Consider the following 14,664-nt stretch of genomic DNA (forward strand, 5'->3'; position numbering starts at 1 on the left):
CTGAGACGGATTTCTGTGACATGGTCATGACGGCCTCAGAAGTCGGCCTAGCTATGTTCGATAGCCCGTTCACGGGCTGGCTTTTCGCGAGTGATGTGTAGGTCCGCGTCTGTTGCCAACCGCCTCCGCACGTAAAGGTTATTCCGTGACGGAACGTGGTTGAATTTAGATTCAATGTGTAGTTGACCTCCTCAGACCTTTTGCGATGGCCGCTGGAACACGTGTTATTGGCGGCCATGCGCTTTTTGCCACCGGTTGCCAAGTCGAAATGATGCCGCCCGCAGAGGACGCTTCAACGTCACACAGCCAGGCGAGGCCCGTAGCCGTAATTCCCTTAGAACGTGTTGGGAAAGTGGCTTGACCGTCGGGTCCGACGGAGCCAGCGTTGGTGCATGGAGGCTTCTTCCCCGCGCCCCGATCCGTCGGACCTGACCGACGAGCAGTGGGCGCTGATCGCTCCGCTGGTGCCGGTGAAGACCGGAGGCCGCCCGGCGGTCCATTCGAGGCGGCGGATCGTGGAGGCGATCCTGTACGTGAACCGCAGCGGGTGCGCGTGGCGGATGCTGCCGCACGACTTCCCGCCTTGGGACACCGTGTACTGGTATTTCCAGCGGTGGAACGCGGACGGGACCACCGACAGGATCTACGACGCGCTGCGAGGAGCCGTCCGCCGGGCGGTCGGCCGGGATCCCATGGCCTCGGCCGGAATCGTCGATTCCCAGTCCGTGAAGGGTGCCGACACCGTCGGGAAGGATTCGCGCGGGTACGACGCGGGGAAGAAGATTAACGGGCGCAAGCGCCACATCGTGACCGACACGACTGGGCTCCTGGTGGTGGTACTGGTCACCGCGGCCAGCCTGCAGGACCGCGACGGCGGGCATCTGGTCCTGGAGAAGGCCCGGATAAAGATGCCTTCCATCGTGCTGGTCTGGGCCGACGGCGGCTACGCCGGCAACTCGTGGCCTTCGCTCTGCGGTACTTGCGCATCATGGTGGGATCGTGAAGAAGCCCGCCGGGCAGCGCACCTTTGAGATCCTTCCCTGCCGCTGGGTCGTCGAACGGACCCTGTCCTGACTGGTGCGCTGCCGGCGCCTGGACCGGGACTACGAGTGCCTCCCCGCCCCTGCCGAGGCCATGGTCAAGTGGGCCATGATCGGACTCATGGCCAGGCGGCTCGAGCCGGCTCCGGGCCGCCGCCCGTGGCGGTCCGGAACCGCCTCATGACCGCTTTCCCAACACATGCTCAGATAGACTTTCATAAACGTGACGCCGGAGTTGATCCACGTCATGGGTACATCCGCATGAACGGGGAAGAGGACCAATGGGGCGCCGATCAAGTTCAAGTCGTTGGTCTCGTCCTGCAACGGGGAAGCAGATTGCCGCACTTAAGGCACACCATAATTACGACGGTAAGTACTACTCGATGGGTCGTGCAAGTCAAGCGATTGGCAAAGGTTCGGCGGGAGGCGAACGCAATTCTGGCGGCGGACTCTCAAGCGGAACGGCGTATTCGTCGCTCGCGGCATCCGGGCTTGGGAGTCCTCATGGCATCCTGCGGCTCTTCGGCGGGACCGAGGGCCTCGACTCCCTGCTGCAACCTGCGCTCGGCCAGTCAATGCAGAGCCGTCTTGCCTCGTCTGGCGGGGGGCCGACCTGCTTGCTCTCGCAGCTTCTTGATGTGCCTGACAACATTGACTCGCTGGTGCAGGCAGCGCTGAGTGCGTCCGATCGAAACGGCCCTGAAGGTGATCTTGAGGACGGTCCGGTTGAATCCGTGCTGTACACGATCAGTTCAGATGATTCCAGTCCGGGCGAGCCACGCATTGTCGTGGAAGCTGAGGTGGTTCACGCTCAGACCTTCGCCGGAAACCCATCGTTGCAGGTCCGGTTCGTGGGCAAGGATGAGAAAGAGGGCAGTCGATCGGCAGATCTCGCCGTCCTTGCCGCATCTCGACCCGCGCTCGGATACCGGCCAAGATGGACGCCCGTACTCGTCCGCACTCCTGCAGAGCTCGCGGAGCAGATGCGAGTTCGCTGGAAGGAGGCCCTGGGAGAACTTCAAGATGGTTTCGACCCTCGAATGGCAACATTCCTTACGGGAGCGCAAGGGATGGAGCCGGGGCTCGCCGTGCTGACTTCGGGTCAATCGCCAGTGTCTAAGTTTGTCCTACTACAGGGCCTCATGGATCCCGAAGGTCAAATTCAATACAAGGGCCTCGGCCTTGACGCCCCGACATTCGCCCGGCAGATTCGCGCCGCAAGTGAGGGTGACGAGGATGCACTTGATTGGTTGGTAGAGGTGCAAAATGAGGGAGTTCTGACGTCGTACTCTGAAGTGACGGGTAATAGCCTCGCGGCAGAGGCTGACTTCCGACTGTCCCGCTGGCACAAGCAGGGGATGGATCTCATCGAGGCGGTAACCGTCAAGTCCGAGAATGCCGGATTTGATTTCTCGACGATCAGGGCGCTTCTCAAGGTGAACGAGGAGTATCAAGCAAAACTCACTAAACGCCGGGAGTCAGCTGCCGACAATCCTGCGCTTTTGGAGTACGTGGACCGGGACGAAGCCAGATTCGAACGTTTGTCCAGATCCGATGGTTCGTTGGACCATGGGATTCTCGAAGACTGGTTCTTTGAGGAGACCCGACTCTTCCTCCAAGTGCGATTCCGCCACTCCCTTCCCGGGCAGTTCGCTGCGGCACTCGCACCTATCTCAGCCGATGCTCCAGGTCATGGGGCACTTGCCGCTGAGGTCCGTCGGTTGGCTGCCTCGTCATCGACCGACCCGAACGAATACACAACGACAACAGCTACCGTTGCGCCACGTAGATTTGGACCCTTCGGATTGCACTCGGACCCGTCTCATGCGGATCGCGTGGCCCGAATTATCCAAGCAGTCCGTCGTGCGATCGCAGACGTTGATAATGCCGGGCACGACGACTTGGGCACACTCATAGTCGCTCAGGAGGTGCTCGGGTACGCGCAGTGGAAGCGCGACGAGTTACGCGCGGCAGAACTGATTCGGGAAGCGGACAGCCATCAAAGCGCCGCTGCTCAGCGAACGAATGAATCGCAAGAACGCGCCGAAGCGTCATTGCGCCGTGAAACGGACGCTCTCACGTATGCCAAGGCTGCGAACGACCTGGAACAGATCGTACAGAAGCACTCCAATGCGCTGGCACAGACCACGCGGTCAATCGACATTGACGATCCGGTTCCAGACGCTGCTCTATCAACAGCACGGTCCCGAGTAGAACAAGCGAAACTCCGGGAAGCCACGGCATCCGCACGACTGGCAGCCGCCGAGGAGCGCGAACAGTGGGCCGCCGAAGCCGCGTCGACTTCGGCAACACCGGTCGCGAAAGCGCGGATTCTCGCCGAACGAGACCTGGCCCTGGCAGAACAGTCGGACGCCAAGGCGGAGCAAAACGCTGCAAGGAAAGAGCATTCTGCAGCGTTGAACGATATTCGCCTGTTCACTGAGGCCAGGGCTAGATTCGATGAACTGATTCGAGAGGTCCGCACTGAAAACGAGAGGCGTGTACGCGAAGAGTCTGAACGTCGTCGTGAGCAGGAGGCTAGGCAAGCCGAGCAGCGCCGCCAACAAGCAGAAAAGCACCGTAAAAATCAGGAGGCGGAGCGGCAACGCCAAGAAGCCGCGACCCGACGCCAGGAAGATCTGAACCAACGACAACAGGACAAGGCCAATGCGGCCAAGAAAGCCCTGAAACTTGAGCTGGAACGATTCGTCGCCTTACCTAGCGAGGCGCCGTTCTGGCGTCGGAAGGCTCTCGCCAAGAGCCGGGCATCCCTTCAGCAGGCAATCTTGCGCCTCCAAGCCGAAATCGTCGGTCCGCTCGCCCCGCCACGCACGAGGGCAAAAACCTGGCCGAATATGCTTTCCCGCAACGAGCGATACCTCGGAACGGTGAAGAAGATCGTTGACTACGGCGTCTTCGTGTCGCTCCCGACTGGTACAGACGGCCTGCTGCGCGGGTCCGAGGCCAGCGGGCTGCGCGAGGCGGGCGAACTCGTGGGCGTTGAAATCGTCGATATACCCTACGGTAAGCCGATCGTTCTGAAACGCATTCCTGGCTAACTGTACAGGCCTGCCCTTCAGGCGCAGTCCTCACTCAGATTCGGCACGACCAGGCAATCGAGAAGACTTCCTCGTGCCAGGTTGAGGAAGCGCCGTACTAAATGGCCACGGCACGGCCATCCGGCCACCCAGAACGAAACTCCGGGTAGGTCCAGTTCCTGATGACTTGAGCAGAGCAATCGACCCCATTTCGTGGCTGGGATTCTCCACGAGTACCAGCGATTGAACGAGTCGACTGACAGCAGTACGGACTTCGTCGCCCACTTCGTTTCCGTTGCGCACAACAACGAGCACTTCTCGGAATGACTCAGCTTCTGAGCTGAGTGGAATTTCTTCAAGCCAGACACAAGCCGCCAGGTAGGAGTACTTGAGGACCGCTACTCCAGACGGGAACGGATCGTGGAGGCGGTAGTTCCGCGCCTGTCGCCGCCACCTCCGCACGTAGAGGTTATTCAGTTACGGAACGTGGTTGAATTTAGGTTCAATGTCTGACGGTCTGCCGGCTTGCCCGGAGTGCCACGAGTCGTTCACCTATGAGCAGGGCGCCTTGTTGGTGTGCCCGATGTGCGGCCACGAATGGTCAAAAGACACGGCCGAGACCACGCCCGAGACCGCTTTGATCAAGGATGCCGTTGGCAATGTGCTCGCCGATGGTGACATCGTCACGATCGTCAAGGACCTCAAGGTCAAGGGCGCCGGTGGCGGTGTCGTGAAGGTCGGCACGAAGGTGCGCGGCATCCGACTCATTGGGGACGGCGTGGGCGATCACGACATTGATGCGACCGTTCCCGGGTTTGGGCGGCTGCAACTGAAGTCCGGCGTGGTGAAGAAGGTCCTCTGACCCGCGGCCATTGCCCATGGATAGGGGTTTCGTCGTCGACGAGCCTGTTCACAACTGGATCATCGAAGACGAATCGATGCATCGTCCGCTGCGCCATCTGTGGCCGGGCCCCGGCGCCGCCAACCTTTGGCGGGAATCACGCCTGCCCCTTCCGGCCTTCGGCGAGCACCGAGGCTCGCGCGAGTGTCCTGAGCAGCTTGAGCGCTACAGAGATCGAGTGGACGTCGGCCGGGTCCTGCCCCGTGACTTCGGCGAACGTGTCCTTGATCCGTATGAGCTGCTCCTGGTATCTCTGCTCCCACTCTGCGATCCGGTCAGCGAAATTGGCTCCGTCTTGACCCGACCGAGTTGTCCGGAGTATCGAGATCGTCGTGTCGGCGACGGCCGAGTAGGCGTCGTCTCGGAGTGCGGCCCGGGAGAGGGCCTCCCACCTGTTCTGGCGTGGAAGATCGGTGATTTTCAGGAGCAGCCTGAGGACGCCGATGCGCTGGTACAGGGAGGAGTAGAGTTCCGCGACACGTTCGAGGGGCTCGTCGACCTGCTCTGCGATGAGGGAGACGTCCATGAGGGAGAAGCAGATTGCTACTGCTACCGCACGTTCCTTGATGCCCGCGGGAATCCCAATCTCGTCCCACCGGGCCGAGAGGTCTTGGGCAAGGTCGATGCCCTCGCCGCGCAGGTACAGCACGCTTCGGTTCGAGCGCAGGTCCATGGCCGGCGCGATCCTGTCCAGTGCCTGTTCCACTTGCTGGCCTCGATGGTCATGGGAGACGTACCACCGCGTGCACCGGTCCAGCATCCTTCGCATGTACAGGTCCAGTTCGACCGCGGACTCGGCCGGGACGGCGGGCACGAGACCGACCGTCCAGTCCATGACCCAGTGGAGGTCCAGGGCCTCGCGCACGGCAACGAACGCCCTTGCGACCGCGGCCGCGGTCGCCGTCGTCTCCTCGATGGCGCGGAAGGGAAAGGTGATTCCGCCGAGGTTGATGATGTCATTTGCGAGGACGCCACAGATGATCTGTCGGCGCAGCGGGTGCGTATCCAACTCGGGCCCGAATCGTTCCACGATCTTCTGTGGGAAGTAGCCGCGAAGGATCCGGCCGAACCATGGATCGTCCGTGACGTCGCTGTCGTTCAGCTCCTTCGCCAGGGCGATCTTCGAATAGGCTGCCAGCACGGAAAGCTCTGGAGCCGTCAGTCCTGCGCCGTTCTGAAGGCGGGCGTGGAGTTCGTCGGTGGTCGGGAGGTCCTCGAGGCCTCGGTCGAGGTCGGTGGCCTTCTCGAGCCAGTCGATGGCGCGCTCGAACCCCGGGCCCCAGTTCATGACCAGCGCACGGTCGGTGTGGAGCAGGGTGTTCTGGTGTCGGTTGTCCCTCAGTACCAGAAGGGCAACGTCGTCCTCGAGTGAGTGCAGGAAATCGGCCCGTTCGCCGGGATCCATCTTGCCTGCGGCGATCATGCGGTCGATGAAGATCTTGATGTTGACCTCATGGTCCGAGCAGTCGACCCCGGCCGAGTTGTCGATCGCGTCCGTGCTCAGGAGGATTCCGTGTAGGGCGGCCTCGATCCGAGCGCGCTGGGTCAGGCCGAGATTGCCGCCCTCTACAACCGTCCTCGCCCTTAGCTCGTTGGCGTTGACCCGGACGGCGTCGTTGGCCTTGTCGCCGACGGCGGTGTTGCTCTCTGTCGACGCCTTGATGTACGTACCGATCCCGCCGTTATAGATGAGGTCCACAGGGGCGCGCAGGATTGCCTGGATGAGCTCGGGCGGGGTCATCGCCGTCGTCGTCCCCGGGATGCCCAGAGCCTCCTTGGCCTGGGGCGGGAGGGGAATGGACTTGGCGGTGCGGGAGTGGACGCCGCCGCCCAGGCTTATGAGGTCGGATCTGTAGTCTGCCCAGGAGGAGCGGGGGAGGTCGAACAGTCGCCGGCGCTCGGCGAGGGACGCCGACGGATCCGGGTCGGGGTCGAGGAAGATGTGCCGGTGGTCGAACGCGGCCACAAGCCTGATGTGCTCTGAGAGAAGCATGCCGTTGCCGAACACGTCCCCACTCATGTCGCCAATGCCGACCACCGTGAAGTCTTCGTGTTCGGGGTCGATGCCGAGTTGGTTGAAGTGCTGTTTGGCGGATTCCCAGGCGCCTCGGGCCGTGATGCCCATCTTCTTGTGGTCGTAGCCGACCGAGCCCCCGGATGCGAACGCGTCGCCGAGCCAGAAGCCATACTCCTCGGCGACCGCGTTGGCGATATCGGAAAACGCCGAAGTGCCCTTGTCCGCGGCGACGACGAGATAGTAGTCGTCGTCGTCATCCCTGACCACGTCCGGTGGCGGGACGATGCTTCCGGCCGGATCCACGTTGTCGGTCACGTCGAGCAGTCCCCGCAGGAAGTCCCTGTAGGCCTCGATGCCCTCGGCGACCCATGCCCGCCGGTCCGATTCCGGATTGGGGAGCTGCTTGGGGTAGAAGCCGCCCTTCGCCCCGGTGGGGACGATGACGGCGTTCTTCGCGATCTGGGCCTTGGCAAGCCCGAGGACCTCGGTGCGGAAGTCCTCACGCCGGTCCGACCATCGGATGCCTCCGCGAGCTAAGGGCCCGAAGCGGACGTGGACCCCCTCGACTCGAGGCGAATAGACCCACACCTCGAACAATGGACGGGGGTATGGTGCCCCACGAATAGTCCGGGGTCTGACCTTGAAGCTCAGGAACGGGCGACGGCGGTAGAAGTTGGTTCGCGTCGTCGCCTCGATTAGGTTCAGGAACGCCCGAAGGAGGCGGTCGGCGTCCAACGAGTCGACGGCGTCGATCGCCCTGGCGACGTCGGCCCGCGCGTCGGCCGTCTGCCGGAGCCGCTCCGCGATTCCAAGGCCGGGGTGAAATCGGGAAACGAAGAGGTTCAGGAGGGCACGAGTCGCCATGGCGTTGGCCAACAGGACGTCTGCGATGAAGTCGTAGGAATTCGTCATTCCCAGCTGCAGCAGGTATTTGGTGTAGGCGCGCAGAATGGCGACGCGGCGCCATTCGATACCCTCCTGGAGGACGAGCGCGTCGAATCGGTCCGACTCTGCCTCCCCGCGTGTGACGGCTGCGAAGGCTTCCATCATGAGGGACTGGGTGCTGTCAGGATCGACGCCAGCGGGGTACTTCACGCCCAAGTCGTACAGGTACAGCCGGCGGTCCTGCCCACGCAGAAGCTCGAAGGGGCGCTCGGTCTGGATTTCTACACCGAGGTTCTGGAAGACCGGCAGGATTCGCGCGAGACTGCCGGGCATTGTGAGGTAAAGACGGATCCTCGCTTCCGGGACCGCGAGGGAACCCGCCGAGACGGTCAGCAGGGGACTGTCCACAGGCCTCCCCCCGGCGCCGTCGAGATCGAACTGCTCGAACCTTTCGATGTCCTTCGCGGCGTCATCCACATCAAAGTCAGCCCGATAGCTCGCAGGGAATGAATCGGACCAAAGGGCAGACAGCCCGGCCCCGCGTGTGGGGGAGAAGCATCTGCGAATGGTCTGGTCCAAGGCCTCAGCCCACGTCCTGGATGGATCCGCGGCGTTCGGGTCGAGCCTGCTCTCCTCGTTTGCTTCAAGGTGCTCTGCCCTGGGTGCCGGGACGACGTGGTCTCTCCCTTCGGGCCGGATCGGGCCAGTCCGACTTGCCATCGCCTCACGCCTTCCGGATGTGGACCGCTACACGACGTTGCATCTCACGCCACCGAATTCATGATCCACAAGCCGTGTCCCGGTGTCCAGTGCGCGACTTGACTCATCAAAGGTGCTCGCGAAACGGGGCGCGTGCCTCATCTGGGATCTGGTCGCGAAATGCCGGGCTCGGCGTCGGCCCTCGCATGTGCTGGCGGTATGGGATCGGAGCTGTCGATGGCGGCAAGGCGTGAGATCACGAAGAAGTACACGCGCGAGTACGAGTACGGGGCGGCGTCGAAGAAGGAGCGGGGGCGGATGAGAACGGTTCGTCCCGACGCAATCTCGACCGCGCGCTGAGCGCGTCGCTGCGCCGGCTTGGTCGCGAAAAGGTTGACCTGTACCAGCTGCACGGCTGGGATCTGCTGACCCCTATCGAGGAGACCCTACGCTTCCTGGACGACGCCGCGCGCGTCGGCAAGATCAACCACATCGGCTTATCGAACTTCACCGGATGGCAGCTCCAGCTCACCCTCGACACGGCGAGGCGATGGGCTTCCAAGGGCCAGCCACGCTGCAACCGCAGTACAGCCTCGTCGACCGCGAGATCGAATACGAGATCGTCCCGGCAGCCCTGCACAACAACATCGGCCTGCTGCCCTGGTCGCCGCTGGCGGCAGGATTCCTCAGCGGCAAGTACAACAAGGGCGAGAAGGCAAGCAGGGACACCCGCGCCGGCGGGGGCAACCCGATGAACGATCAAATCTTCGGCGACCTCGCCGGGAAAGATCAGAACTGGGCCACTCTCGACGCCGTCCGCGACATCGCGACGACCAACGACGTCACCCCGGCACAGGTCGCGGTGAGCTGGGCCGCGAACCGCCCTGGAATCACAGCTCCGATCATCGGCGCGAAGACACTCAAGCAGCTCGAGCAAAACCTCGTCGCCGGCGAGCTCGTGCTTAGCGAAGCGGACACGGCGCGACTGAACGAAGTCAGCACACCCACACCGAACGACTACCCCTACGGTCCGTTCGGAGTGAAGCAGCGCGATCGCTACATCGATTCCAGCGACCAGGCGATCGGCGAACTCTTCTAAATACGCCGCATACGAAAGTGGAGCAAAGGTTATTCCGTGACGGAATGTGGTGGAGTTTAGGTTCAATGTCTGATGGTCTGCCGGCTTGCCCGGAGTGCCACGAGTCGTTCACCTATGAGCAGGGCGCCTTGTTGGTGTGCCCGATGTGCGGCCACGAATGGTCAAAAGACTCGGCCGAGACCACGCCCGAGACCGCTTTGATCAAGGATGCCGTTGGCAATGTGCTCGCCGATGGTGACATCGTCACGATCGTCAAGGACCTCAAGGTCAAGGGCGCCGGTGGCGGTGTCGTGAAGGTCGGCACGAAGGTGCGCGGCATCCGACTCATTGGGGACGGCGTGGGCGATCACGACATTGATGCGACCGTTCCCGGGTTTGGGCGGCTGCAACTGAAGTCCGGCGTGGTGAAGAAGGTCCTCTGACCTGCGGCCATTGCCCATGGATAGGGGTTTCGTCGTCGACGAGCCTGTTCACAGCTGGATCATCGAAGACGAATCGATGCTTCGTCCGCTGCGCCATCTGTGGCCGGGCCTCGGCGCCGCCAACCTTTGGCGGGAACGCGGTACGCCGCCCTGACCCGTAGGGATGAAGTTGTCCTGAGATTTCGTATCGTGGCTGACTCCAGCGCAGGCAGGTTCTTTTTTAGCCGGACTGCTTGCGCAGCGCTGCCCAGGCTTGGAAACCGCCGATAAGGTCGGTCGCACGGGTCAGCCCCAGCCGTTGCAGGGTGTGTGCAGCGAGGCTGGAGCTGTAGCCCTCATTGCAGACGACCACGATCCGCCGGGCGGGGTCGCCGGCGATCGGGAGCCGGTGCGGGCTGGAAGGATCGAGCCGCCACTCGAGAACGTTTCGGTCAATGACGACCGCTCCGGGAAGATCACCGTCGCGGTCTCGCTGATCGACCGGCCGGGTGTCAACAACCAGGGCGCCCGCTGCCATCTCCCGCTCAAGATCCGAAGCGTGAACACGCTCGAGCCCGATGCGGCTCTCAAGTAGCAATTGGTTGATCGTCAGAGTCCCGGGGGAACCGCCGGGATCCAGGCTGCGTGGGCAGGTCGCGGCGCCGTCGGCGGGGATGTGACACTGCTTCACCGTTTTCCTCGCTTTGCCTGCTGATCGGTCGGTCGTTCCACCATGAAGCGAAATGATGAGCTACTTTGGTCGTCAATTTCAAGGGTATGGAGGGAGCCGGGTCAACGGGAGATGCGATCGAGACTCCAGGTTGGGCACCACCACCTAGGGCTATTTAGTGACTCCATTACCCCGGAAACCCTTCGCGTAACCATGCGCGGAGGTAAGACGTTATTCGGTTACGGAACGTGGTGGTGGAGTTCCGCTTCAACGTATAGTTCCTGACCCCGGAGACCTATTGCGATGGCCGCTCAGAGCACATGTTCTTGGCGGCTATGCGCTTTTACGGCCACCCGTTGCCACGTCGAAATGATGCCGGCCGCATTTTGCTTAATAACGAATTAGAACAGCGGCCAGGGCACCGCAGGCATCTCACCGCTCGGAGGCGGAAACCGCCCTGCCAAGCGCAACCGGGCGCAGCGAGCGGCGAGCGATGCGATTTCTTCGGCGCTGAGCAAGTCCGCCAGGTTTCTGCCCAGCCCGCCGTGCAGTCCTTCGCTGACACGGTCTATGCCGTCGCGTTCCTCGGCGGTTAAAACGTCTCCCAGCCATCCCCACAGCACCGTGCGCAGCTTGTTGTCGCGGTGAAAGGTCAGCCCATGGTCCACGCCGTGCCGGTGTCCGTCCGTCATGGCAAGAATGTGGTCGCCTTTGCGGTCGGCGTTGTTGACGATGATGTCGAACACCGCCATGCGTCTGAGCGCCGGCGAGTCTTCGTGAACGAGGGCGACCATCCGGCCGTTCTCATCTCGTCCCTTGAGAACGTGTTTCCAGCCCGTCTCCGGCACCTGGTCCGCCGCTACCAGGTTCACTGCGCTTTGGGCGGGGTCTTGCTCCTGCCAGAGCTGCACCATTCCTTTGCCCATCGGACCATCGCGCAGCCAGGTCTGCGGTACGACGTCCCAGCCGAAGGCCTGCGAGACCAGGTAGGCGGCCACCTCCCGGTGAGCCAGGGTGCCGTGGGGAAAATCCCACAGCGGACTTTCGCCTGCTATCGGCTTATAGACGACCACCACGTCGCCGATGCTGCCCAGAAATGTCGCGTTTGAAGCCGTCGTGATGCGGCCGGTGAGCGTCAGCTCGGCGGTCACCAGGTCCGTCGCTGGCATCAGGCCTCGGGAAGGGTGCAGATGTGTCCGTCGGCGTCTATGGGGTAACCGCAGAGCGGGCACGTCGGACGTCCGGCGCCCACGATCTCACGGGTGCGCTTGGCGAATGCGCGGGCGGTGCCGACCGGCATTCGCACCAGCAGCATTTCGGCCGCGTTAGCCCCGCCCTCATCAAGCGATTCGTCGTCGTCGGCATCGACATCGGTGATGGCGTAGGCCTCTATCACGATCTGCGCCGTCGTCGGGTCCCAACCTAAGCTCATGGAGCCGGTGCGAAACTGCTCCTGAACTGCCTCGAGCTGGCCATTGTCGACAAGTTCAATGGGAGTACTCGTGGGAACGCTGAAGGGGTTGCCCTCGACGGTGATGAGCTGGTCGAGAATTTCGTCGATCTTCTCCGCGAGCAGAGCCGACTGCTGCTTCTCCAGGGCAATACTCACGATCTGCGTCCCCGCACGCACCTGCAGATAGAACGTACGCGCCCCCGGAAGGCCAATGGTGCCAACGACGACCCGATCAGGCCAGGCAAACTCGTGAACACGTGTAGGCATGTCAGTATTTTAGGCGCATGAGGTTCAGGGCGCCTGCTGCCCCGCACCGCCGCCCACCGGCGCATCGGCAGAGCGGATGCCGTTCGACAGCCACGACAGATCACCGGCGTCGGTGTTGGTCGCGTAGACGCTTGGTCGACTAACGCCGTAGCGCACGATCGATACGGACCCTGGGCCCACGTTGATACGCTGGAACAGGTCAAGGTGCATGCCAAGCGCGTCGGCAAGGATTGACTTGATGATGTCACCGTGGCTCACCGCCACCCACACGGCCCCTGGCCCGTACTCCGTCTCGAAGGCTGCATCGTGGCGTCGAATCGCTGCCACCGACCGAGCCTGCATCGAGGCCAGGGATTCACCGCCGGGAAAGACGACGGCGGACGGTTGTGACTGCACAACCGGCCACAAATCCTCGGTCGCGAGATCACTGATCGTGCGGCCCTGCCACTCGCCGTAATCGCACTCGGTGAGATCGAGATCGATCGGCGCGTACGGCAAGCCAGCCTGGCGATCGAGGATGAACTGGGCAGTCTGCCGACAACGTTCCAGAGGGCTCGACACCACCCCGACTACGGGCACGGCCGCGAGCCGGTCTCCGGTCAAGGCCGCCTGGTCGCGCCCGATCTGGTCCAGGCAGACGCCGGCGGCCCGGCCGGCGAGCAGTCCAGTGGCATTGGCTGTGGTGCGGCCGTGCCGCACGAGAATGACTGTCGCCATCCACACAGCCTAACCACCCGCTCGATGGCGGTGCGAACCGCACAGGATCGCGCGCAGAACAGGCAAATAAAGCATTCTTGGATGGACAAACCAACGTGAGGTCTGCGTCCACATCGAACTGTGGACAAAGTTTGACTGGGTGTGTACCTATTGAAGGGCCGAGCACCAGACGGCGTGCTTACCGAATCCATCGGTGAGTTCTAGTTCCCACGGCTTCGGGCACATCCACCATCCACGCGCAGACGCTGGAGACACGCTGAAGCTCTTGCTTACCTCAGTCGGCGTGACGAACCCGAACATCCACTCTGCGCTTGCGCAGCTTCTCGACAGGCCGGTCGCCCAGTGCCGCGCCCTGGTCGTCCCGACAGCGCAGTGGGGTCACCCGATCTGCGGACCGGCATCGGTGCGGGGCCTCCTGGCCGCCGAGCACGACTTCCGTCATTAGTCCGGCCTGGGCTGGGCGTCGCTCGGCGTTCGCACACATCGTCCACTCAACCACCGCCCGGTGCGTGTTCCCGAGAGCAAACGTGGGACATGCCGGATGGGACTGTCGTGCGGCAAGCAGAGGTTATTGCACGACGGAACGTGGTGGAGTTCCGGTTTAACGTCTGAGCGAGAGCCCGGCGATCCGCGCAAGCAGGCAGGTCATTCGGGCCATGGGGGCCTGCGGTTGCGCTTGGTATCGGAGCGCCTACGTTTTCCTTCGAGCCGACGACGTCGCGAGCCACTCGTGGGCCGGCTTGATCGCCGGACGACGGGTGGAACTACTGCATCTCGCAGGACTGCGGCGAGGCGTTGCCTCGCCGCAGTCCTATTAAGCCGCTGGGAGCGGTGCTCGGAGGCGCTGATGGTAAGCACCATGCCCGAGATTCTCTCGGCGAGCCGGTCGAGGGCGCGTTCGCGTTGGACCTCGCTCAGCGCTGTTGTCGTGCCTAGATCGAGACTGAGTTGCACACGTGAGTCGGCGGTGTTGACGCTCTGACCGCCAGGACCGGAAGCTCGGGAGAACTGCTCGACCAACTCTCCCGCCGGTATCCGGAGGCCGCGGGGCGCGCCGGGTCCCGGGGGCACATGCAGGTCGTCCATACGATTATTGTCCCGCAACTCCGACGCGGGTGCCGCGATCAGTACCGGTCGGAAGCAGCCAAGGCTAGATGCCAGGCTTCGCAGCTGACGGCGTGTACGAACTTGAGGTTGGTCGGCTACCGAACGTGGTGGAGTTCCGCTTCAACGTCTAGCGGGACCCCGCGGGGACCGCGGGAGCGCCACATGAAAGGACCCCACCCGGCCGCGACGAACTGCTCCCCAGAAGTTGGACTGAAGAATTCAGATCCGATTTCTGGGGAGCAGTTCCATGTACGAAAACAGTTCGCTATCCGAGGGCCAGCGCGCCGAGGCGATAGCTTTGTTCGATGCCGGGTATGGGCATAAGGCCGTGGCATCACAGCTTCGGATAGGCCGTAATGCGATTCGGGAT

At 62.8% G+C, this 14,664-nt stretch carries 12 protein-coding genes and 2 pseudogenes; 8 read left to right on the forward strand and 6 right to left on the reverse strand.

The features are described 5' to 3' along the window. The first annotated feature begins 392 nt into the window (after window positions 1-392). From LVY72_RS07610 to LVY72_RS07620, 3 genes and pseudogenes are all read left to right on the forward strand, one after another. Window positions 393-1,224 (forward strand): annotated as a pseudogene (locus tag LVY72_RS07610) (IS5 family transposase). 454 nt (window positions 1,225-1,678) lie between these two features. Beyond that, on the forward strand, window positions 1,679-4,099 hold the full coding sequence (locus tag LVY72_RS07615; RefSeq protein WP_237819327.1) for a coiled-coil domain-containing protein: 2,421 nt from the start codon (window positions 1,679-1,681) through the stop codon (window positions 4,097-4,099). A gap of 484 nt (window positions 4,100-4,583) precedes the next feature. Next, entirely contained in the window at window positions 4,584-4,940 is a 357-nt protein-coding gene (locus LVY72_RS07620; RefSeq protein ID WP_237819329.1) for a zinc ribbon domain-containing protein YjdM, read from the forward strand. Between the two features lie 136 nt (window positions 4,941-5,076). Here LVY72_RS07620 and LVY72_RS07625 read toward each other — a convergent pair whose 3' ends face one another. Continuing rightward, window positions 5,077-8,601 carry an NAD-glutamate dehydrogenase domain-containing protein gene (locus LVY72_RS07625; RefSeq protein WP_237819331.1) on the reverse strand — a complete coding sequence of 1,175 codons (3,525 nt, stop codon included), beginning with the start codon at window positions 8,599-8,601 and terminating at the stop codon, window positions 5,077-5,079. Window positions 8,602-8,799: 198 nt separating this feature from the next. On the opposite strand from LVY72_RS07625, the gene LVY72_RS07630 reads away from it, so the two are divergent. The 5 genes and pseudogenes from LVY72_RS07630 (at window position 8,800) to LVY72_RS07645 (ending at window position 10,255) form a co-directional block, all read left to right on the forward strand. Then, window positions 8,800-8,940: a hypothetical protein gene (locus tag LVY72_RS07630; RefSeq protein WP_237819334.1), complete on the forward strand. Its 141-nt coding sequence runs from the start codon at window positions 8,800-8,802 to the stop codon at window positions 8,938-8,940. A gap of 8 nt (window positions 8,941-8,948) precedes the next feature. Beyond that, window positions 8,949-9,053 (forward strand): annotated as a pseudogene (locus LVY72_RS24870) (aldo/keto reductase); the annotation flags it as partial. Between the two features lie 41 nt (window positions 9,054-9,094). Then, window positions 9,095-9,679 (forward strand): aldo/keto reductase, encoded by a 585-nt coding sequence (locus LVY72_RS07635; RefSeq protein ID WP_237819336.1) that lies wholly within the window; start codon window positions 9,095-9,097, stop codon window positions 9,677-9,679. Between the two features lie 65 nt (window positions 9,680-9,744). Then, complete coding sequence (locus LVY72_RS07640) at window positions 9,745-10,101, forward strand: zinc ribbon domain-containing protein YjdM (RefSeq protein ID WP_237819338.1); 357 nt, start codon at window positions 9,745-9,747, stop codon at window positions 10,099-10,101. A 16-nt stretch (window positions 10,102-10,117) separates the two neighbouring features. Then, window positions 10,118-10,255: a hypothetical protein gene (locus tag LVY72_RS07645; protein ID WP_237819340.1), complete on the forward strand. Its 138-nt coding sequence runs from the start codon at window positions 10,118-10,120 to the stop codon at window positions 10,253-10,255. A gap of 66 nt (window positions 10,256-10,321) precedes the next feature. Here LVY72_RS07645 and LVY72_RS07650 read toward each other — a convergent pair whose 3' ends face one another. The 5 genes from LVY72_RS07650 to arfB all read right to left on the reverse strand — a co-directional run bounded on the left by LVY72_RS07650 (window position 10,322) and on the right by arfB (window position 14,273). Then, a complete protein-coding gene (locus LVY72_RS07650; protein WP_237819342.1) occupies window positions 10,322-10,771 on the reverse strand; it encodes a rhodanese-like domain-containing protein in 450 nt (149 codons plus the stop codon). Window positions 10,772-11,151: 380 nt separating this feature from the next. After that, a complete protein-coding gene (locus LVY72_RS07655) occupies window positions 11,152-11,919 on the reverse strand; it encodes an SCO1664 family protein (protein WP_237819343.1) in 768 nt (255 codons plus the stop codon). Then, window positions 11,919-12,470 carry a DUF3090 domain-containing protein gene (locus LVY72_RS07660; protein WP_237819345.1) on the reverse strand — a complete coding sequence of 184 codons (552 nt, stop codon included), beginning with the start codon at window positions 12,468-12,470 and terminating at the stop codon, window positions 11,919-11,921. Before LVY72_RS07660 ends, LVY72_RS07655 begins: the two co-directional genes overlap by 1 nt. A gap of 24 nt (window positions 12,471-12,494) precedes the next feature. Further along, window positions 12,495-13,187 carry an MSMEG_4193 family putative phosphomutase gene (locus tag LVY72_RS07665; RefSeq protein WP_237819347.1) on the reverse strand — a complete coding sequence of 231 codons (693 nt, stop codon included), beginning with the start codon at window positions 13,185-13,187 and terminating at the stop codon, window positions 12,495-12,497. A 645-nt stretch (window positions 13,188-13,832) separates the two neighbouring features. Further along, window positions 13,833-14,273 (reverse strand): alternative ribosome rescue aminoacyl-tRNA hydrolase ArfB, encoded by a 441-nt coding sequence (arfB, locus tag LVY72_RS07675; RefSeq protein ID WP_237819349.1) that lies wholly within the window; start codon window positions 14,271-14,273, stop codon window positions 13,833-13,835. Window positions 14,274-14,664 lie beyond the last annotated feature (391 nt).

This window comes from Arthrobacter hankyongi (genome assembly GCF_022012395.1).
GTDB lineage: Bacteria > Actinomycetota > Actinomycetes > Actinomycetales > Micrococcaceae > Crystallibacter > Crystallibacter hankyongi.